The following is a 20,963-nucleotide window of genomic DNA, read 5'->3' on the forward strand; positions in this document are numbered from 1 at the left end:
GGATGGGGCCGGATGCGAGACCGCGCGGGGCGCCAGTGGAACAGCGCCCCGCGCGGCTCGGTCGGTGCGGGTGGGGTGGGGTCAGCCGCCGTTGTAGGTGCCGGACTCCACGGCCTTCCAGGCGCCGCCCGTCACGGAGTAGACGGTGAGCTGCTTGTTGGTCGCGTCACCGTACTGGTCGAAGGAGACCTTGCCGGTCACGCCGTCGAAGGACACGTTCTGCACCGCGGCGGTCACCTTCGCGCGGGCGTCGGACGGCAGCTTGCCGCCGTTGTCGTCGACGACCTTCTTCACGGCCTCGATGATCGACCAGGCCGAGTCGTAGGAGTAACCGCCGTAGGCCGCGTACTCCTCCTTGTAGCCCGCCGCCTTGTAGTTGGCGACGAACTCCTTGGCGGAGGCCAGCGTCTCGACCGGCGCGCCGACCGAGGTGGCGAAGTCGCCGGTGGCGGCGGAGCCGGCCAGCTTGATGAAGGTCGGGTCGTAGATGCCGTCGCCGCCGATCAGCGGGATGTTCGCGCCCGCGGACTTGATCTGCTTGCTGAGCGGACCGGCCTGCGGGTACTCGCCGCCGTAGTAGACCACCTCGGCGCCGGAGCTCTTGACCTTGGTGGCGACCGCGGAGAAGTCCTTGGTGTCGGGGTTGATGTGCTCGGTGCCGACCACCTTGCCGCCGAGCTTCGTGAACTCCTCGGTGAAGGTCTTGGCGAGACCGGCGCCGTAGGTCTTCTTGTCGTCGATGACGAAGACCTTGGTCTTCTTGGCCTTGTTGAAGATGTACTGGGCGGCGAACGGGCCCTGGACGGCGTCCGTGGTCGCCGTGCGGAAGTACGACTTGTACGGGCGCACCTTGGTCTTCTGCCAGTCGGTGCCCTGGGTCAGGTCCGGGCTGGTGTTGGCCGGCGAGACCTCCACCAGCTTGTTGTCGTCGAAGACCTTCTGCATCGACTGCGCGACCGAGGAGTTGAGCGGGCCGACGACGCCGAGGACGGAGGTGTCGCCGACGAACGCGGTGGCGTTCTGCTGGCCGGAGGACGGCTGTGCCTGGTCGTCCTTGGCGGAGATCTTGAAGGTGACGCCCTTGACGAGGTTCTGCTTGTTGGCCGTATTGACCGCGAGGTCCACGGAGTTCTTGATGCCCAGGCCGAGCGCGGACAGGTCGCCGGTCAGCGGGGCGTCGACGCCGATGGTGACGGTGGTGCCGCCGTTTCCGGAGTTGGAACCCTTGTCGCCGCCGCTGTCGCGCGAGCCGCAGGCGGTGAGGGTGAGTGCTCCCGCTGCCAGCGCGGCGGTGATGGCGATGAGCGAACGTTGACGCACGATCAGTCCTTTCCCCAGGACGACCGCCTCCCCATGGAGACGGCCGAGCCGCGCGCCTGAACGACATGACAAGCCCGGAAGGCGAGTCGAAGCGGTAATCCGACGGGCGCGGTGACTGGCGGTGACTCTAGGCCTGTGCAGGGAACGTGGAGGAGAGTCTGCCCGAGGCTGTGACGCTCTTGTTATGACACGACGTAATGCAGAGCGGTACTCCCTGGGTGGAAGGTCGGAATTCCATCCGATTCGCCCCGTCCGGATGATGAGAACCCGCAGGAATTGCCATGATCAATTCAGGTGTCTCAGCGGTTTTGGTGATGACGTGATCTTGTTGTCGCAGGCGGCTTTCAAGGCCTGGGACAGGTGGTGCGCATACTGCGAACCGAGGATGAAGCTCTGAATCTGCATTGCGCGCACATTACGCAGGGTTACGTCCAGGAAAGGGAGTCCGGCGTCCTTGGGTACTTTTCCGCATTCCGTCACGTGCATCGTTATGGTGATCTTGCGGTCGGCGCCTTCCTTGGTATCAAAGGGGGTTCGCGGAGTCGTCACCAGCGACAGGCCCGCGTACGGCTGGGTCACACGGGCCACCGTGACCGGCGGCCCGGACTCCACTCTCAGTAGCACTGCGAAGCTGAAACTGCGGGACGGTGCCCCGGCCGGAGTGGGCCGGCCGCCCGCGTAGAACACGTCCACCATCTGAGCGGGAAACGGTGTAGGGGGCGGCGGGGGAGAGGCTTCCTGCCGGGGCCGGGTGGCGTAGAGGTAGCCGCCACCACCCAGGAGTACGGCGGCCGCGGCGAGGGCGAGGGCGGCGCGCCGGTGGTGGTCGTACCGGGCGGCCACGGCCCTGCGGATCCGGCTCGTGGGGCCGGGAGCCGGGCCGGCCGGATCTCCGGCGTCCCACGCGCGCGTGCCCTCGCCGGGCTCCAGGGGGCCGATGGCGTTCACTGCCAGGGGCTTTCGCTCGGGGTGCCGTACTGGTAGCGGTCGGCGCAGGCCCGTCGTGCCTGACGGTCGATCAACGTGTCTGCGGCAGCAGCCCCTTGACGCCGTTTCACCACCCGTGCGGCGGCCACGACTTCGCGCAGGATCGCGTACTGCCCGTTGGACAGCCCCATCGACTGGTAGTCGCCGTAGGTGGTGCCGTCGAGCACCGCGCGCGACCAGTGGGAGACCAGGCGGGTGCACAGGCCGGCGGGCGAAGTGGGGCCGGGGGAGGGGGATGTGACGCCCGTGGGGTGCGAGGAGGTGCGCTGCGCGGGGGCGTCGTGGGACCCGGTGCCGCTGGTGCCGGCGGTCGCGTCGCAGGCCGTGGCGAGCAGCGTCAGCAGCAGCGCGGGCAGCACCGGCCCGAGCAGCGGGCACCTCACCCCCGGCCCGGGGTCCCCTCGCCGTCCCATGTCCCGAAGTTACGGGGCGGGACGGCGCGGGGCAACGGCCCGGCGGGAGGCGCTCAGCCCGCGATGGGCGGCACCTGTGCCGCGTCGCCCGGCCGCGCGTCCCGCAGCAGGCAGGTCAGCCGGGCGCTGCACACCCGGCGGCCCTCCTCGTCGCTGATCACGATCTCGTACGTCGCCGTCGACCGGCCCCGGTGCACCGGCGTGGCCACACCGGTCACCAGGCCCGAGCGCACCCCGCGGTGATGCGTGCAGTTCAGGTCCACGCCGACCGCGATCTTCGAGCTGCCGCCGTGCAGCATGGAGCCGACCGAGCCCAGGGTCTCCGCCAGCACCGCGGAGGCGCCGCCGTGCAGCAGCCCGTACGGCTGGGTGTTGCCCTCCACCGGCATGGTCCCGACGACCTTGTCCGCCGAGGCCTCCAGGATCTGCACACCCATCCGCGTGCCCAGGTGTCCGGCCGAGAACAGGGCGGGCAGGTCGACACCGAGCGCCGCGTACTCGTCGACGACCTCCTGCGGGAACTTCACTCGCTGCTGCTCACCCATGGTCCCGGCTCCGTTCCTCGTCCAGCTGTCCGCTCACAGCTGTCTGATCTCAGCTGTCTGCCTGCTGAGCAAACGCTCAGTCGGTCGCCGATTGTTCCAGACGACCCGCCGTCGCAGCGGTGTGATCTTCGAGACGTACGACGACGGACTTGCTGGCCGGAGTGTTGCTGGTGTCGGCCGTGGCGTCGAGCGGGACCAGGACGTTCGTCTCGGGGTAGTAGGCCGCAGCACAGCCCCGCGTCGTCGGGTAGTGCACGACGCGGAAGCCGGGCGCCCGCCGCTCCACGCCGTCCTTCCACTCGCTGACCAGGTCGACGTACGCCCCCTCGGCGAAGCCGAGCGCCCCGGCGTCCTCGGGGTGCACCAGCACCACCCGGCGGCCGCCCCTGATGCCCCGGTAGCGGTCGTCGAGGCCGTAGATCGTGGTGTTGTACTGGTCGTGCGAGCGCAGGGTCTGCAACAGCAGCCGGCCCTCGGGCAGTTCGGGGTACTCCACCGGCGCCGCCGTGAAGTTCGCCTTGCCCGTGGTGGTCGGGAAGCGGCGCTCGTCGCGCGGGGCGTGCGGCAGAGTGAAACCGCCGGGCCGGGCCACGCGCGTGTTGAAGTCCTGGAAACCGGGGACCACGCGCGCGATGCGGTCACGGATCGCCGCGTAGTCCTTCTCGAACTCCTCCCACGGCACCACGCTGCTCCCGCCGAGCACCCGGCGGGCGAGGCCGCAGATGATCGCGGGCTCGGAGCGCAGCCGCGGGCTCGCGGGCGCGAGCCGCCCGCGCGAGGCGTGCACCATGCCCATCGAGTCCTCGACGGTCACGAACTGCTCGCCGGCGGCCTGGAGATCCCGCTCGGTACGGCCCAGCGTGGGCAGGATCAGCGCCCGCGCACCGGTGACCACGTGCGAGCGGTTGAGCTTGGTCGACACGTGCACCGTCAGCCGCGCACGCCGCATCGCGGCCTCGGTCACCTCGGTGTCCGGGGAGGCGGAGACGAAGTTGCCGCCCATGGCGAAGAACACCTTCGCCTCCCCGTCGCGCAGCGCGCGGATGGCCCGTACGACGTCGAAGCCGTGCGCGCGCGGCGGGGCGAACCCGAACTCCTTCTCCAGCGCGTCCAGGAACGCCGGGGCCGGCCGCTCGAAGATGCCCATCGTGCGGTCGCCCTGCACGTTGGAGTGGCCGCGCACCGGGCACACGCCCGCGCCCGGCCGGCCGATGTTGCCGCGCAGCAGCAGGAAGTTGACCACCTCGCGGATGGTCGGCACCGCGTGCTTGTGCTGGGTGAGGCCCATGGCCCAGCAGACGATGGTGCGCTTCGAGGCGAGGGCCATGGACAGGGCCCGCTCGATCTCCGCGCGCGTGAGGCCCGTCGCCGCCAGTGTCTCGTCCCAGTCGGCGGCCCGCGCGGCCTCGGCGAACTCCGTGAAGCCGTGGGTGTGTTCGCGGACGAACTCCTCGTCGACCGCGCCCTGCGTCTGAAGGATCAGCTTGTTCAGGAGCCGGAAGAGCGCCTGGTCGCCGCCGATGCGGATCTGCAGGAACAGGTCGGTCAGGGAGGCGCCCTTCAGCAGGCCCTGCGGGGTCTGCGGGTTCTTGAACCGCGACAGACCGGCCTCGGGCAGCGGGTTGACGCTGATGATCTTCGCGCCGTTCGCCTTGGCCTTCTCCAGCGCGGAGAGCATCCGGGGGTGGTTCGTGCCCGGGTTCTGGCCCGCGACGATGATCAGGTCGGCCTGGTGGAGGTCCTCCAGCAGGACGCTGCCCTTGCCGATGCCGATGGTCTCCGAGAGCGCCGAACCCGACGATTCGTGGCACATGTTGGAGCAGTCCGGCAGGTTGTTGGTGCCCAGCTCGCGCGCGAAGAGCTGGTACAGGAACGCGGCCTCGTTGCTGGTGCGGCCCGAGGTGTAGAAGACGGCCTCGTCGGGGGAGGCCAGGGCCGCGATGTCCTCGGCGACGATGTCGAAGGCGCGCTCCCAGGTGACCGGCTCGTAGTGGGTGCCGCCCTCGGGGAGGTACATGGGGTGCGTGAGCCGCCCCTGCTGGCCCAGCCAGTAACCGCTGCGGCCGGCCAGGTCCGACACCGGGTGCGCGGCGAAGAACTCCGGCGTGACCCGGCGCAGGGTGGCCTCCTCGGCGACCGCCTTCGCGCCGTTCTCGCAGAACTCCGCCGCGTGCCGGTGGTCCGGCTCCGGCCAGGCGCAGCCCGGGCAGTCGAACCCGTCCTTCTGGTTCACCCGCAGGAGCGTCAGCGCCGTGCGCCGCACGCCCATCTGCCGCTGGGCGATCCGCAGGGTGTGGCCGATGGCCGGCAGTCCCGCGGCCGCCTGCTTCGGCTCCTCGACCTGCGGCGCGTCCTGGACCGGATCACCCTTGGGCGGCTTCGTCGCCATCGCCCGCTCCCCTCCGACTGCGTGTGCGTATGCGTCGCCGATCCTCCCACGGGCCACCGACAACGGTGCCGCCCCGGTCTCCTCCTCCTCGCCCGCCTGCTCCCGGCCCTACGCCTCCCCGTTCCCGCGACACCGCCCGCACAGCGGGTGACCGAGCCGCGACCCTCGGCCGCCCCGGGACGGAGTGTCAGTGCGGCGTGGCAGGATCGGGGACGTGGCAGAGACAGCATCGAAGAAGACCGACAAGACCCCCGGCGGCACGCGTCCCCGGCTGATGCTCATGGACGGGCACTCGCTGGCCTATCGCGCGTTCTTCGCGCTGCCCGCGGAGAACTTCACGACCGCGACCGGCCAGCCGACGAACGCGATCTACGGCTTCGCGTCGATGCTGGCCAACACCCTGCGTGACGAGGCGCCCACGCACTTCGCGGTCGCCTTCGACGTCTCGCGCAAGACCTGGCGCTCCGAGCGCTTCACCGAGTACAAGGCGAACCGGTCCAAGACCCCGGACGAGTTCAAGGGCCAGGTCGAGCTGATCGGCGAGCTGCTCGACGCGATGCACGCGCCCCGCTTCGCCGTCGAGGGCTTCGAGGCGGACGACATCATCGCCACCCTCGCCACGCAGGCCGAGACCGCCGGCTTCGAGGTGCTCATCGTCACCGGCGACCGCGACTCCTTTCAGCTGGTCACCGAGAACATCACGGTGCTCTACCCGACGAAGGGCGTCTCGGAGCTGACCCGGTTCACCCCGGAGAAGGTTTTCGAGAAGTACGGCTTGACGCCCGCCCAGTACCCCGACTTCGCGGCCCTGCGCGGTGACCCGTCCGACAACCTCCCCGGCATCCCCGGCGTGGGCGAGAAGACCGCCGCGAAGTGGATCAACCAGTTCGGCTCCTTCGCCGAGCTGGTCGAGCGCGTCGAGGAGGTCAAGGGCAAGGCCGGGCAGAACCTCCGCGACCACCTGGAGTCGGTCAAGCTCAACCGCGTCCTGACCGAGCTGGAGCGCGCGGTCGAGCTGCCGAGGACGGTCGCCGAGCTGGAGCGTGCGCCGTACGACCGCAAAACGGTCGCGATGGTCCTGGACACCCTGGAGATCCGCAACCCCTCACTGCGCGAGCGGCTCTACGCCGTCGACCCCGGTGCGGAGGAGGCCGAGACCACCCCCGTCGCCGCCGAGGGCGTGGAGATCGACGGCGCGGTCCTGGGCACCGGCGAGCTGGCCCCCTGGCTCACGGAGCACGACGCCGGGACCCTGGGCGTCGCCACGGTCGACAGCTGGGCGCTGGGCACCGGCTCGGTCGCCGAGGTGGCCCTCGCCGCGGCCGGGGGAGCGGCCGTCTGGTTCGACCCGGCCGAGCTGGACGAGGCCGACGAGAACGCGTTCGCGGCCTGGCTGGCCGACGCCGCCCGCGCCAAGGTGTTCCACAACGCCAAGGGCGCCATGCGTGTCTTCGCCGAGCACGGCTGGCGCGTCGAGGGCGTCGCCATGGACACCGCGCTCGCCGCGTACCTGGTCAAGCCGGGCCGTCGCTCCTTCGACCTGGACGCGCTGTCCCTGGAGTACCTGCACCGCGAGCTGGCCCCGGCCGCCGCGGCCGACGGCCAGCTCGCCTTCGGCGCGGACGACGGTGCCGAGGCCGAGGCGCTGATGATCCAGGCCCGCGCGGTCCTCGACCTGGGCGAGGCCTTCGGGGCCCGCTTGGCGGAGGTCGGCGCGGCGGACCTGCTGCGCGACATGGAGCTGCCCACCTCCGCCCTGCTCGCCCGCATGGAGCGGCACGGCATCGCGGCCGACCGCGCGCACCTGGAGGCCATGGAGCAGACCTTCGCAGGCGCCGTGCAGCAGGCCGTGAAGGAGGCTCACGCCGCCGCGGGCCGTGAGTTCAACCTGGGCTCGCCCAAGCAGCTCCAGGAGATCCTCTTCGACGAGCTGGCCCTGCCGAAGACCAAGAAGACCAAGACCGGCTACACCACGGACGCCGACGCCCTGGCCTGGCTCGCCACCCAGACCGACAACGAACTGCCGGTCATCATGCTCCGCCACCGCGAGCAGGCCAAGCTGCGTGTCACGGTCGAGGGCCTGATCAAGACCATCGCGGCCGACGGCCGTATCCACACGACCTTCAACCAGACGGTGGCCGCGACCGGCCGGCTGTCCTCCACGGACCCGAACCTCCAGAACATCCCGGTGCGCACCGACGAGGGCCGGGCGATCCGCCGCGGCTTCGTCGTCGGCGACGGCTTCGAGTCCCTGATGACCGCCGACTACAGCCAGATCGAGCTGCGCGTGATGGCCCACCTCTCCGAGGACGAGGGCCTGATCGAGGCGTTCACCTCCGGCGAGGACCTGCACACCACGGTCGCCTCCCAGGTGTTCGCGGTCGAGCGGGACGCGGTCGACGCGGAGATGCGCCGCAAGATCAAGGCGATGTCGTACGGCCTCGCCTACGGCCTGTCCGCGTTCGGCCTCTCCCAGCAGCTGAACATCGACGCGGGCGAGGCACGCGCCCTGATGGACACGTACTTCGAGCGCTTCGGCGGGGTCCGGGACTACCTCCGCCGTGCGGTCGACGAGGCCCGTGCGACCGGTTACACGGCGACCCTCTTCGGCCGCCGCCGGTACCTCCCCGACCTCAACAGCGACAACCGCCAGCGCCGCGAGGCGGCCGAGCGCATGGCCCTCAACGCACCGATCCAGGGGACGGCGGCGGACATCGTCAAGATCGCCATGCTCAAGGTGGACAGCGCGCTGCGTGCGGCGGACCTGAAGTCCCGGATGCTCCTCCAGGTCCACGACGAAATCGTCCTGGAGATCGCCCCCGGCGAGCACCGGGCCGCAGAGGAGACCGTCCGCCGCGAAATGGCGAACGCCGTCCACCTCAGGGCCCCCCTGGACGTCTCGGTGGGCGCGGGCCCGGACTGGGAGTCCGCAGCGCACTGACGCGTGCCGCTCGGGGTGAGGAGGCACCGAACGCCCCCTCACTCCGCCGACGGGGGCTTCTCCTCTGCCGGAGATTCCTCTCTCCGCGACGGTGCTGCGCCGGGGCGGTGCGCTCCGGCGGTGCCGAATCCGCGGGTACCCCGCGCCCACCCGTCTCCCCGGCACCACGAACCGGGTCCGGCACGGGAACGTCGGCGAACCTCCGCAGAGGCCTGTCACTCACGTGCTTGACGGGGGCCTGTCGGAGAGCTTTTCGCCGCGACGGTGCTGGGCCGGGGCGGTGCGCTCCGGCAGTGCCGGATCTGCTGGTATTCCCGCGCTCACTCGTCTCTCCGGCATCGCGAGTCGGGTCCGGCACGGGAACGTCGGCGAACGCCCGCAGGGGCTTGTCACTCACGTGGCTGCTGGGGGTTTCTCCTCCGTCGGAGATTCCCTTCGCTGTGACGGTGCTGCGCCGGGGCGGTGCGTTCCGGCGGTGCCGAATCCGCCGGGCACCCGCGTTCGTCTGTCTCACCGGCATCCTCATCTGCCTCACCGGCATCGCGAGCCGGGCCCGGCACGGGAACGTCGGCGGACCCCGCAGGGGTCCGTCACTCACGTGGCCCCCGCCAAAACGCCCCGCACCCCCCGCAGCCGCAACACTGCGGGCATGGGTATACGCATGCTGCACCGCCGGACGCCCGAGGCACACATTCGGGCGGCCTGGCAAGGCATCTCCTCGACGCAGGCCCGGCTGCCTGTCTCGCCGGTCCCGGCCCTCGCGGCCGGCGCCAGCACCGTCCGTGTCCCCGTCGACCTCGCGAGGACCGTCCGTAGGGCCACCGCCCACCTGCGGCGCAGATGTGCCGGTACGGCCGCCCGCGCGGACCGGGTACCGGACTGGCGGCAGTGGGCCGACCTGGCCCGCGGCTACCTCGCCCTCGCCCTCACCCTCGTCCCGAGAACGCGGCCCCGGCCCACCCTCACGGTCTTCGTCGCCTCCCTCACCGACCGGCGGGCCGGCTCCGGCCCGCAGCGGTCGTCGCGCCGCGATCCCCGGGACCGTCCGGCGCCGGGACCGGACGCCACACCCTGACCCCGGCGGCGTACAGCAGCAGCCCCGGGAGCAGTCCCGGGAGCAGCCCCGCACCCACCCCGAAGCACAGGGTCGGCACCAGGTCCCCCGACCACACCGGCGCCACCCGCTGCACCGCCCCGGCCGCCGCGCAGCCGCCGAGGAACACCCCGGCCCACCAGCGGTCCCGCACGGACAGCACCGGCACCCACGCCGGCTTCCCGCCCGGCAGCCCCCGCAGCCCCCGCAGTGCCGGTACGGCGAACGCGGCGAGAGCGGCCGCACCCGCCACGGACGAGCCGTACTGGAGCCACGCGAACAGCGGCACGCCCAGCAGCCGGTCCCGTTCGACGGCCGGAACCAACCGGGTCCCCCAGCGGCCGTCACGGGTGAACGCGTCCCACACCACATGGGTCAGCGCGCCCAGCGCCGCGGAGACGTACCACCACCCCACAGCGGTGACCCGCACACGCGCGCGTGGCACACCGCAGCGCAGCAGCGCGGCCGGCCGCCCCTGCGCGGCCCGGGGCAGCAGCGCGAGCAACGGCTCGCGGACCAGCAGCCACAGCCCCACCAGCGCCCAGGCGATGAGCACATCGACCGTGACGACTTCGGCGAACGCGTGCGTGACCGCATCGAACTCCCTACCGCCGGGCAGCACATTCGCCGCGTAGAAGGTCATGTCGGGCGCGAAGGAGCCTGCCGCGAGCGCCGCCGGCACCAGCGGGCCGCGCGCCCGGTCCCGTCCCGGCGGACCGTGGGCAGGACGGCCGCCGCGTGGCTCAGTGTGAACGGCAACTGGGCCCCCTCGAACGGTCCTTGGCCGTGCCACCGGAGGCGGTGATCAGGCCCGATCAGCATGCGGGACCTCCCTGCGCGCCCACGGGCGGGAACGAGAGTCGGCCAACCGGTGAAAACCGGACGTGAACAGGTGCCCGCCTCGGACAAGTTGCCGTAGGGTCGCGAGCGGCGCCGGTCCGGCGCGCGGGTCGCACACACCACACAGCAGACACGGCGCAACAGACGCAACCAGAACGCCGGGTCAACCGTCAGACCAGAACGAGACGGACGGAGACGGACGCAGGGGCGTCCACAGGAGGGGTCACTTTATGGCGGCGCATTTCGGCAGGCGGCTGCGCAAGGGGGCGGCGACCACCGCCGTGGCCGCGGCAGCGGTTGCGGCTCTGTCCGCGTCCCAGGCTCCGGGAGCGACCGGCGGGGACCACGGCAGACAGGCGGCGGCCGGCGCCTCCGCACCGGTACCCGGCGCGGACGGCAACAGCGCCACCGGCAACTCGCCCTATTACACGGACCTTCCGCCGCTGAACAGCCCCAACCCCAGCCCGAGCCCCAGCTCCACGCCGAGCGCGGGCACCCCGGTCCCCCAGGGTGACGGGGAGGCCGGCATACCCGCGACGGTCCTCGACGCCTACAAGAAGGCCGAGGCCGAACTGCGCTCCTCCAAGCCCGAGTGCAACCTGCCCTGGCAACTGCTCGCCGCCATCGGCGAGGTCGAGTCGGGCCAGGCCGACGGCGGCCGGGTCAGCGCCGACGGCACCACGCTGACCCCGATCCTCGGCCCGGTCCTCGACGGCAACGGCTTCGCGCTCATCAAGGACACCGACCACGGTGCGTACGACGGCAGCGCCCTGTACGACCGGGCCGTCGGCCCGATGCAGTTCATCCCGTCGACCTGGGCCTGGGCCGGCCGCGACGGCAACGGCGACGGCAAGAAGGACCCCAACAACGTCTACGACGCCGCTCTCGCCGCCGGTCACTACCTGTGCCGCAACGGCTGGGACCTCTCGCGCCAGGCCGACCTGAGCAGCGCGATCCTCAGCTACAACAACTCGCAGGACTACCTGAACACGGTCCTGAGCTGGCTGGAGTACTACCGCACCGGCGGCCACTCCGTCCCCGACGGCACCGGCGGCCTGCCCAGCCACCGCAGCGACGACGGCACCGCGCACACCCAGTCACCGTCGCCGACGCCCTCCGGCCCGCCGAAGGCCAAGCCCGGCTCGAAGCCGCACCCGAAGCCCAGCACACCGGCCAAGCCCGGTGGAAGCGGCAGCCCCGGGACCCCGTCCAAGCCGCCGACGCCCACGCCCACGCCGACCCCCACCGACACGGTGGACCACCTGGAGAACGCGGGCACCCCCCAGCTCACCGCGATGGCCGGCGACACCTTCACCGAGCGGATCTCCACCCGCGCCGCGACCAAGCTGGGCGGCGCCGTCGCCAAGGTGCGGATCCGGTTCACCATCAGCGGCGGCACCGACACCACGTTCACCGGCGGCGAGAGCGTGGCCACGGTCGTCACGGACGCCAGGGGCGTCGCCCTCGCCCCCGCGCTCCAGGCGGGCGAGAAGACCGGTGACTTCAAGGTCACCGCGACCGTCGTGGGCCGCTCGCCCAAGGGCGTCGACTACACGGCCACCGTCACCCCGCGCGCCGCCGACACCCTGGCCCGCACCAGCGACACCCCGCTGACCTGCACCCCGGGCGGCGAGTTCGCCGACCAGGTCCAGGTGAAGGCGACGTACAGGGGCGCCGTCGCGGACAAGGTTGCGGCCACCGCCACCCTGACCAAGTCGCTCCTCGACCCGAGCGAGAACGACCAGGGCCCCTACTTCAAGGACGCGAAGGGCAAGACGGTCCGCACCCTCACCGGTCTCCAGACCGACGCCAAGGGCCTGCTCACCCTGCCGAAGCTGTACGCCGACGACACCACCGGCACCTTCCTTCTCCGGATCACCACCACGGGCGGCGCGGTCCTCACGGTCGAGCTGAAGGTCGCCGCCGCCGACACCTCGGCGAGCCCGACCCCGTCCCCGAGCACCTCCCCGAGTCCGTCCGCCTCCTCCTGATCCCACCCGAAGAACGCACAGGGCGCCCTCTCCGTTCCCGCGGGGAGGGCGCCCCCCGTTCGTGCGTGCATCACTGTTCTCATCTCACCGTCCCGTTGCTACGGTGCCGAACCTGACGCCCTGTCAGAAGTTGTCGGGGTGACGACCCGCAGGAACCGTTCCGTCCGCCGGGAGGCCCGTATGCGCGCTCTGATCGCCGCCGCGACCGGTCTCGCCCTCGCGTTCGCCCTGGTCCTCACGATCAGCGCGATGGGCTCGCCGACGGGACGGACGTCGCCCCGACCGCTGCTGACGACGGTGCCTTCGCACCCGTAGCCGCACCGCACCCGTAGCCGCACCCCGTCCGGGAGGGAGGCCTCGCATGCGCCGCAAGGCAAGCCTGGTCCTGCTCGCCTGCGCCGTCTTCTGCGCGGCGCTGTCCCCGCTGATGCGCTGGTACGCCTTCCCGCGCCTGGCCAGGATCCCCGCGAACCAGTACCAGGACATGGTCCTGGAGGCCAAGGACGCCACCCTCCTCGACTACGGCACCATGCAGGCCAAGAAGGTCCCCAAGGTCACCATCGTGCAGACCCTCAAGGGCAACGTGGCGGCCGCGAAGGAGATCGAGAAGACGGCGGGCCGGCCGGTCGTCGTCTGGGACAGCCTGTCCTACGTCCAGGGCCCCGACGGCAAGATGGTCTCCAAGGTCCCCGAGCGCTACATCTTCGACGCCCACACCCAGGATCCCGTCCACGCCACCGGAGAGATGGTCGACGGCGACCCTGTCACCCGCCAGGGCATCGAGTTCAAGTGGCCCTTCCTGACCCAGAAGCGCGACTACGAGTACTTCGACGCCCAGACCCGCACCACCAGCCCCATCCACTACAAGGGCACCCAGACCTTCCGCGGCCTGAAGGTCTACTACTTCGAGCAGACCATCCCCTGGACCAGGGTCCCCATGCCGAAGACGATGCCCGTGCAGGGCATCACGCCGGAGTCGGTGGCGAAGACGGGCACGACCCGCTGGTACAGCACCGTCCGCAAGTTCTGGGTCGAACCCGTCACCGGCGCGCCCGTCTACGGCGAGGAGGACCACAAGGAGGAGCTGCGCGGCGGCACCCTGCTCGGCGGCCGGGCGAGCGTCACGGCGTTCGCCGGTGACGTGAAGATGCGCGAGGACTACATCGAGCACACGGTCGCCCTGGTCAAGCACAACCGCACCCTCGTCCTGGCGCTCACCTCCTATGTCCCCTGGGGCTCGCTCGTCCTGGGGATCCTGCTCCTGGCGCTTTCCCTCCTCCTGGAGGCCCGCACCCGCCGCCCCGAGGACCCCGCACCGACGCGGTCGGCGGAGCCGGAGCCGGTCAGCGCCTGAGCCGCGCGCTGGTGTGGCGGGTGGGCGCGGCAGCGGCCGGGTCCTCGGGCCACGGGTGCTTCGGATACCGCCCGCGCAACTCCGCGCGGACGCCCTTGTAGCCGTCCTTCCAGAAGGACGCCAGGTCGGCAGTGACGGCGGCGGGCCGCCCGGCGGGGGAGAGCAGATGCACCAGCAGCGGCACCCCCGCCACGGCCGGTGTCTCGTCCAGCCCGAACATCTCCTGCAACTTGACGGCGAGCACCGGCCGTTCGGGATCGCCGTAGTCGATCCGGATCCTGGACCCGCTGGGTACGGCGATCCGCTCCGGCGCCAGCTCGTCGAGCCGGCCCGCCTCCCCGCTCGCCCAGGGCAGCAGTCGCGTGAGCGCCTGTCCGGCGTCGATCCGGGCGAGATCGGCTCGCCGGCGGGCCCGGCTCAGCTCCGGCTCCAGCCACTCGTCCACGCGCGCGTGGAGCGCGTCGTCGGACACGTCCGGCCACGGCTCCCCGAGGTGCGTCCGCACGAAGGCCAGCCGTCGGCGCAGCGTCTCCGCCTCCGGCGACCAGCGCAACAGCCCGAGCCCGTCCTGCCGGAGACCGTCGAGGAGGGCGGCGCGCACGAGGGCCGGGTCGGCGTCCCGCAGCGGCCGCACGGCCAGCTCGATCGCCCCCAGCCGCTCGACCCGCCGGGCCACGACCTCCCCGTCGGCCCAGCGCACCTCGTCCCGCTCGCTCAGCAGGGACCCGGCAGCAGCCCGCGCCACGTCCTCCTGCACGGCAGCCGCGAGCCGTACGCGCGCGTGCCCGGTGCCGCCGGGCCGGTCGGCGACGGCCACGACGATCCACGGCGTCCCTCGCAGCGCCGACCCGTCGGCCGGCTCGGCCCGGGTCCCGGAGGCCATGAGATACGACCCGCCGTCGAGTTTGGCCACCCGCTCGGGAAAGGCGAGCGCGGTGACGAGCCCGGCGAGCCTGTCGACCCGGGTGCCCGGCCCCACGGGAACGGCACTTTCCGACCGGGAGCCACGGGCCGCCGGGCGGGCGGGATCGGCCGAGACGGCCCGCAGCCGTCGCACCTCCGCGGCCCACCGCCCCGCGTAGGCGTCACCCCCGCGCCGCGCACGTCGCAACGCACCGGCAAGATCGTCTCCGTAGTCCCGAGGCACCTCTTCGGAGAGCAGCGCGACCACCTCCGCCCCCTCGCCCGAGGTGTCCGACAACGCCCGCCCCAGCCTGGGGTGCACCCCCAGCCGGGCCAACCGCACACCGAGCTCCGTTGCGTGTCCGGCGGAGTCCACCGCCCCCACGACCGTCAGCGCGGAGCGCCCGGCCGCCATCGCCCCGCCCGGCGGCGGATCGAGCAGCGCCAGCCCGGAGGCGTCCGGGTCGCCCCAGCAGGCCGCCTGAAGGGCGAACGCGGTCAGGTCGGCCAGCTTGATCTCCGGAGCCGGAAAGGCCGGCAGACGGCCGTCCTCGGCCTCCGTCCAGCACCGGTACACCGCCCCCGGCGCCTCACGCCCCGCGCGCCCGGCCCGCTGCCGCCCGGCCGCCCGCGACGCCCGTACGGTCGTCAGTCCGCTCAGCCCGCGCGCGTGGTCCACCCGCGGCTCACGCGCCAGCCCCGCGTCGACCACCACCCGCACCCCGGGCACGGTCAGCGACGACTCGGCGACGGACGTGGCAAGCACCACCCGGCGCCGCTCCCCGCCCGCCAGCACCGCGTCCTGCGCCGCGGCCGGCGCCCGCCCGTGCACCTGGAGCACCTCGACGTCCCCCAGGTCCCCGAGCTGCCCGGCCACGCGCGCGATCTCACCCACACCGGGCAGGAAGCACAGCACGTCGCCCGCCCGCTCGGCCAGCGCCCGCCGTACCACCGACGCCACGTGCGCCAGCAGCGCCGGATCGACCCGCATCCCGTGCGGTGGCCGTACCGGCCGCGCCGGAGGCGCCCACACCACCTCCACCGGATGCGCGACGCCCGCCGCCTCGACCACCGGCGCCCCGCCGAGCAGCCGGGCCCAGCCCGCCGCGTCCGTCGTCGCCGAAGCGGCCACGAGCCGCAGCTCCTGACGCAGCGTCTGCCGCACGTCCCAGAGGAAGGCGGCCGCCGTGTCCGCGTCCAGATGCCGTTCATGGCACTCGTCGAGCACGACGACGTCGACGCCCGGCAGCTCCGGGTCGCGTTGCAGCCGCTGGAGCAGCACACCGGTCGTCACGACCTCCACGCGCGTGTGCCGGCCCACGGCCCGTTCGCCGCGCACCGTGAAGCCCACGCTCCCGCCGGGCTTCTCGCCCAGCAGCCACGCCATCCGCCGCGCCGCCGCCCGCGCCGCGATCCGCCGCGGCTCGGCCACCACGACCCGCCGCGCCGGACCGCCCCCGACCAGCCCCGCCAGCACCAGCGGCACCAGTGTCGTCTTGCCGGTGCCGGGCGGCGCCACGAGGACGGCGGTGCCGTCCGCCTCCAGGGCGCCGGTCAGGTCGGGCAGGGCGGAGCGCACGGGCAGCGCGTCCAGGGCGTCGTAACGGATCACGCCCCCAGTGTCGTACGACGGGAAACGCAGCCCACGCGCGCGTACGCCTCCCGACGCAGGCGAAGGGAGGCGCACAGGGAACGCGGGTGAGGGGTCAGTCGCGCTCGCACACGAAGATCGCCGTGCCCGGGAGCAGGCTGCCGCGCAACGGGGACCAGCCGCCCCACTCCGCGGTGTTCCAGGCCGGCCACTCCGGTTCCACGAGGTCCACCAGCCGGAAACCGCAGGCCACGACGTCCCGGACGCGGTCGCCGAGCGTCCGGTGGTGCTCGACGTAGACCGCCCGGCCCTGCTCGTCCTGCTCCACGTACGGCGTGCGGTCGAAGTACGAGGAGGACACCGACAGGCCCTCGGGGCCCGGCTCGTCCGGGAACGCCCAGCGGATCGGGTGCGTCACCGAGAAGACGAACCGCCCGCCCGGCCGCAGCACCCGGCGCACCTCGCGCAGCACCAGCCGCGGGTCCGCGACGAACGGCAGCGCCCCGTACGCGGAGCACGCCAGATCGAAGGAGTCGTCCGCGAACGGCAGCGCGGAGGCGTCCGCACAGATGAGGGGAAACGATCCGCCGATCCGCAGGGCGTGCTGGAGCTGGCGGTGCGAGAGGTCCAGCGCCACCGGTCGGGCCCCCTGGGCGGCCAGCCAGCGCGCGCACTGGCCCGCGCCCGCGCCGATCTCCAGGACGTCCTTGCCCTTCAGCTCCTCCAGCGGACCGAGCAGCTCGGCCTCCACCTCGTCCAGGCCCTCCGGACCCCACACGAAGCGGTCGTCGCCCAGAAACGTGCCGTGTTCGACCTGGTACTCGTCCGCGTTGCGGTCCCACCAGCCCCGATTGGCCCGCGCGCTCTCCGTGACACCGGCATCACGCCGTGTGGCCTCCGAGGTGGAATCCACGGTGTCGCCCGGGTCATAGCTTTCCGGCTCTTGGATGATCGGCTCCCTCGTCGTACTCTTCCGTCCAACCCGCCGGGGTCTGTCACGGAAGGGTCCCGAGGCCTGCGTGTGGCCACCCGGGACGATTCTTCTGCGGGGTATGCGGCGATCCGCCCCCCGTGTGCGCCTTCGCGCATTGACCCTGTCCGGCTGCCCCCGTATGCTACAAGTTGCGCTGCGGGCCTGCGCACCTCAGACGTAGCAGGCTGCGCTCGCATCTGTTGTATGTCCCCTCGGTTTTCGAGGCGCCACCAGCGGTTTTGTGTGGCGCTTCCTTGGCTGTCCGGCTTCATCAGAGCGATACGGGCTCCCGGCGTAGCAGTACCTACGACTTCAATGTCCGTACCGGAGCCCTTTCCCACATGACGAGCAGCACCGAGACCACCGCCACCACCCCGCAGGTTGCGGTCAACGACATCGGTAACGAGGAAGCCTTCCTCGCCGCGATCGACGAGACGATCAAGTACTTCAACGACGGCGACATCGTCGACGGCGTCATCGTGAAGGTCGACCGGGACGAGGTCCTGCTCGACATCGGTTACAAGACCGAAGGTGTCATCCCGAGCCGCGAGCTCTCGATCAAGCACGACGTCGACCCCAACGAGGTCGTCGCCGTCGGTGACGAGATCGAGGCCCTCGTCCTCCAGAAGGAGGACAAGGAAGGCCGCCTGATCCTCTCGAAGAAGCGCGCCCAGTACGAGCGTGCCTGGGGCACCATCGAGAAGATCAAGGAAGAGGACGGCATCGTCACCGGTACCGTCATCGAGGTCGTCAAGGGTGGTCTCATCCTCGACATCGGCCTCCGCGGCTTCCTCCCGGCCTCCCTGGTCGAGATGCGTCGTGTCCGCGACCTCCAGCCCTACGTGGGCAAGGAGCTCGAGGCGAAGATCATCGAGCTGGACAAGAACCGCAACAACGTGGTCCTGTCCCGCCGCGCCTGGCTGGAGCAGACCCAGTCCGAGGTCCGCCAGACGTTCCTCACGACCCTCCAGAAGGGTCAGGTCCGCTCCGGCGTGGTCTCCTCGATCGTCAACTTCGGTGCCTTCGTGGACCTGGGTGGCGTCGACGGTCTGGTCCACGTCTCCGAGCTGTCCTGGAAGCACATCGACCACCCGTCCGAGGTTGTCGAGGTCGGCCAGGAAGTCACCGTCGAGGTCCTCGACGTCGACATGGACCGCGAGCGCGTCTCCCTGTCGCTGAAGGCGACCCAGGAAGACCCGTGGCAGCAGTTCGCCCGGACCCACCAGATCGGTCAGGTCGTCCCGGGTAAGGTCACCAAGCTGGTTCCGTTCGGTGCGTTCGTCCGCGTGGACGAGGGCATCGAGGGTCTGGTCCACATCTCCGAGCTGGCCGAGCGCCACGTGGAGATCCCGGAGCAGGTCGTCCAGGTCAACGACGAGATCTTCGTCAAGGTCATCGACATCGACCTCGAGCGTCGTCGCATCAGCCTCTCGCTGAAGCAGGCCAACGAGTCCTTCGGTGCCGACCCGGCCTCGGTCGAGTTCGACCCGACCCTGTACGGCATGGCCGCGTCCTACGACGACCAGGGCAACTACATCTACCCCGAGGGCTTCGACCCCGAGACCAACGACTGGCTCGAGGGCTACGAGAAGCAGCGCGAGGAGTGGGAGCGCCAGTACGCCGAGGCGCAGGCCCGCTTCGAGCAGCACCAGCAGCAGGTCATCAAGTCCCGCGAGGCCGACGCCGCTGCCGCGGCCGAGGGCGGCGAGGCTGCGGCTCCGGCCGCGACCGGTGGCTCGTACTCCTCCGAGGGCGCCGACACCTCCGGTGCGCTGGCCTCGGACGAGGCGCTGGCCGCGCTGCGCGAGAAGCTGGCGGGCGGCCAGAGCTGAATGCTCCCCGCTGAGGCTTAGCCGATAGCTGGTCCTGAGGGGCCGTACCTTCCGAGGTGCGGCTCCTCAGGCGTGTCCGGGGGCCGACACCTGCTTCCTTGATCAGGAAAGTGCCGGGCGGGAATGCCCGCGGTCCGGAGGGCGTTGAAGCCGGGGAACACGAGGAGGAGCGGTCACAGTGCTTGATCCGCAGGGTTTGTACGCATGGGAGCCGAAGGGCCTCGCCGTTGTCGACATGGCGCTCGCCCAGGAGTCGGCCGGTCTTGTCATGCTCTACCACTTCGACGGATACATCGACGCGGGCGAGACCGGCGACCAGATCGTCGACCGGCTGCTCGACTCACTGCCCCACCAGCTCGTCGCCCGTTTCGACCACGACCGGCTCGTGGACTACCGGGCCCGCCGGCCCCTGCTGACCTTCAAGCGGGACCACTGGACCGAGTACGAGGACCCGACCCTGGAGGTCCGACTCGTCCAGGACGCCACGGGCGCCCCGTTCCTGCTGCTCTCCGGGCCCGAGCCGGACGTGGAGTGGGAGCGCTTCGCCGCGGCTGTACGGCAGATCGTGGAGCGGCTCGGCGTGCGCCTGTCCGTGAACTTCCACGGCATCCCCATGGGCGTCCCGCACACCCGCCCGGTCGGCCTCACCCCGCACGGGAACCGCACCGACCTCGTCCCCGGCCACCGCAGCCCCTTCGAGGAGGCCCAGGTGCCGGGCAGCGCCGAGTCGCTGGTGGAGTACCGCCTCAGTGAGGCCGGGCACGACGTCCTGGGTGTCGCCGCGCACGTCCCGCACTACATCGCCCGCTCCCTCTACCCGGACGCGGCCCTCACCGTGCTGGAGGCCATCACGGCCGCCACCGGTCTGGTCCTGCCGGGCGTGGCGCACGCGCTGCGCACGGAGGCGCACCGCACGCAGAACGAGATCGACCGCCAGATCCGGGAGGGCGACGAGGAACTGACGGCGCTCGTCCAGGGCCTGGAGCACCAGTACGACGCCGCGGCCGGTGCCGAGACCCGGGGCAACATGCTCGCGGAACCGGCGGACATTCCGTCCGCCGACGAGATCGGCCGGGAGTTCGAGCGCTTCCTGGCCGAGCGGGAGGGCGACAACTGACCTCCGCCGGTTCCGTTGTCAGTGGCAGGGCCTAAGCTTCGGCACATGCTGAAAGTGGGCCTGACCGGTGGCATCGGCGCCGGCAAGAGCGAGGTGTCCCGGCTGCTCGTGGAGCACGGCGCCGTGCTGATCGACGCGGACCGCATCGCGCGCGAGGTCGTGGCGCCGGGCACCCCCGGTCTCGCTGCCGTGGTCGAGGCCTTCGGCGCGGACGTCCTCGTCGCCGACGGCAGCCTGGACCGGCCCCGGCTCGGGGCCATCGTCTTCGCCGACCCCGAGAAGCTCGCCGTGCTGAACTCGATCGTGCATCCTCTGGTCGGCCTCCGCTCCCGCGAACTGGAGGAGGCCGCGGCCCCCGACGCCGTCGTGATCCACGACGTACCCCTCCTCACCGAGAACGGTCTGGCGCCGCTGTACGACCTCGTGATCGTCGTGGACGCGAGCCCCGAGACCCAGCTCGACCGGCTGGTGCGGCTGCGCGGCATGACCGAGGAGGACGCACGCGCGCGCATGGCCGCGCAGGCCACGCGCGCACAGCGCCGGGAGGCAGCGGACATCCTGATCGACAACGACGTCCCCCTGGACACGCTGCACAAGCGTGTCGCCGACGTGTGGGACGACCTCGTACGACGCGCTCGCGAGGCGTCCGCGGAATAGCGGGCCCCTGACCGGGC

15 protein-coding genes and 1 pseudogene are annotated in these 20,963 nt (G+C 71.7%); 8 read left to right on the forward strand and 8 right to left on the reverse strand.

What is annotated here, in order from left to right:
* Positions 1–81 precede the first annotated feature (81 nt).
* The 5 genes from BIV25_RS29490 to BIV25_RS29510 all read right to left on the reverse strand — a co-directional run bounded on the left by BIV25_RS29490 (position 82) and on the right by BIV25_RS29510 (position 5,654).
* Positions 82–1,320, reverse strand: coding sequence for a branched-chain amino acid ABC transporter substrate-binding protein (locus BIV25_RS29490; protein ID WP_071375491.1), 1,239 nt, complete (start codon positions 1,318–1,320; stop codon positions 82–84).
* Positions 1,321–1,605: 285 nt separating this feature from the next.
* A complete protein-coding gene (locus BIV25_RS29495; RefSeq protein WP_071375492.1) occupies positions 1,606–2,268 on the reverse strand; it encodes a Tat pathway signal sequence domain protein in 663 nt (220 codons plus the stop codon).
* The gene (locus BIV25_RS29500) at positions 2,265–2,720 is read right to left on the reverse strand and encodes a hypothetical protein (RefSeq protein ID WP_256256195.1); all 456 of its coding nucleotides are present in this window, start codon (positions 2,718–2,720) and stop codon (positions 2,265–2,267) included. The genes BIV25_RS29495 and BIV25_RS29500 overlap by 4 nt, the downstream gene beginning before the upstream one ends.
* Before the next feature lie 53 nt (positions 2,721–2,773).
* Entirely contained in the window at positions 2,774–3,265 is a 492-nt protein-coding gene (locus BIV25_RS29505) for a hotdog fold thioesterase (protein ID WP_071375493.1), read from the reverse strand.
* 76 nt (positions 3,266–3,341) lie between these two features.
* Positions 3,342–5,654: an FdhF/YdeP family oxidoreductase gene (locus tag BIV25_RS29510; RefSeq protein WP_071375494.1), complete on the reverse strand. Its 2,313-nt coding sequence runs from the start codon at positions 5,652–5,654 to the stop codon at positions 3,342–3,344.
* A gap of 214 nt (positions 5,655–5,868) precedes the next feature.
* On the opposite strand from BIV25_RS29510, the gene polA reads away from it, so the two are divergent.
* Together polA and BIV25_RS29520 are read left to right on the forward strand one after the other, a co-directional pair.
* Positions 5,869–8,595: a DNA polymerase I gene (gene polA, locus BIV25_RS29515; protein WP_071375495.1), complete on the forward strand. Its 2,727-nt coding sequence runs from the start codon at positions 5,869–5,871 to the stop codon at positions 8,593–8,595.
* 649 nt (positions 8,596–9,244) lie between these two features.
* Positions 9,245–9,670 carry a hypothetical protein gene (locus tag BIV25_RS29520; protein ID WP_177235459.1) on the forward strand — a complete coding sequence of 142 codons (426 nt, stop codon included), beginning with the start codon at positions 9,245–9,247 and terminating at the stop codon, positions 9,668–9,670.
* Here BIV25_RS29520 and BIV25_RS29525 read toward each other — a convergent pair.
* Positions 9,579–10,447: pseudogene (locus BIV25_RS29525) on the reverse strand (DUF4184 family protein). The gene BIV25_RS29520 and the pseudogene BIV25_RS29525 overlap by 92 nt on opposite strands.
* A 311-nt stretch (positions 10,448–10,758) precedes the next feature.
* Between BIV25_RS29525 and BIV25_RS29530 the strand changes: the two are divergent.
* The 3 genes from BIV25_RS29530 (at position 10,759) to BIV25_RS29535 (ending at position 13,873) form a co-directional block, all read left to right on the forward strand.
* Positions 10,759–12,519 (forward strand): lytic transglycosylase domain-containing protein, encoded by a 1,761-nt coding sequence (locus BIV25_RS29530; protein WP_071375497.1) that lies wholly within the window; start codon positions 10,759–10,761, stop codon positions 12,517–12,519.
* Positions 12,520–12,699: 180 nt separating this feature from the next.
* Entirely contained in the window at positions 12,700–12,834 is a 135-nt protein-coding gene (locus tag BIV25_RS49665) for an SPW_0924 family protein (RefSeq protein WP_107471226.1), read from the forward strand.
* A 46-nt stretch (positions 12,835–12,880) separates the two neighbouring features.
* Positions 12,881–13,873, forward strand: coding sequence for a DUF3068 domain-containing protein (locus tag BIV25_RS29535; RefSeq protein WP_071375498.1), 993 nt, complete (start codon positions 12,881–12,883; stop codon positions 13,871–13,873).
* On the opposite strand, the gene hrpB is transcribed toward BIV25_RS29535, so the two are convergent.
* The gene (hrpB, locus tag BIV25_RS29540) at positions 13,863–16,388 is read right to left on the reverse strand and encodes an ATP-dependent helicase HrpB (RefSeq protein ID WP_071375499.1); all 2,526 of its coding nucleotides are present in this window, start codon (positions 16,386–16,388) and stop codon (positions 13,863–13,865) included. The genes BIV25_RS29535 and hrpB overlap by 11 nt on opposite strands.
* 94 nt (positions 16,389–16,482) lie before the next feature.
* Positions 16,483–17,316, reverse strand: a complete 834-nt coding sequence (locus BIV25_RS29545) for a class I SAM-dependent methyltransferase (protein ID WP_071375500.1) — start codon at positions 17,314–17,316, stop codon at positions 16,483–16,485.
* A 365-nt stretch (positions 17,317–17,681) separates the two neighbouring features.
* On the opposite strand from BIV25_RS29545, the gene rpsA reads away from it, so the two are divergent.
* From rpsA to coaE, 3 genes are all read left to right on the forward strand, one after another.
* A complete protein-coding gene (gene rpsA / locus BIV25_RS29550; RefSeq protein WP_071375501.1) occupies positions 17,682–19,172 on the forward strand; it encodes a 30S ribosomal protein S1 in 1,491 nt (496 codons plus the stop codon).
* Positions 19,173–19,350: 178 nt separating this feature from the next.
* Positions 19,351–20,289, forward strand: a complete 939-nt coding sequence (locus BIV25_RS29555) for a PAC2 family protein (protein WP_071375502.1) — start codon at positions 19,351–19,353, stop codon at positions 20,287–20,289.
* A 45-nt stretch (positions 20,290–20,334) separates the two neighbouring features.
* Positions 20,335–20,946 carry a dephospho-CoA kinase gene (coaE, locus tag BIV25_RS29560; protein WP_071375503.1) on the forward strand — a complete coding sequence of 204 codons (612 nt, stop codon included), beginning with the start codon at positions 20,335–20,337 and terminating at the stop codon, positions 20,944–20,946.
* The last annotated feature ends 17 nt before the right edge of the window (positions 20,947–20,963 follow it).

The sequence above is a fragment of the Streptomyces sp. MUSC 14 genome (assembly GCF_001866675.1).
Taxonomy (GTDB): domain Bacteria; phylum Actinomycetota; class Actinomycetes; order Streptomycetales; family Streptomycetaceae; genus Streptomyces.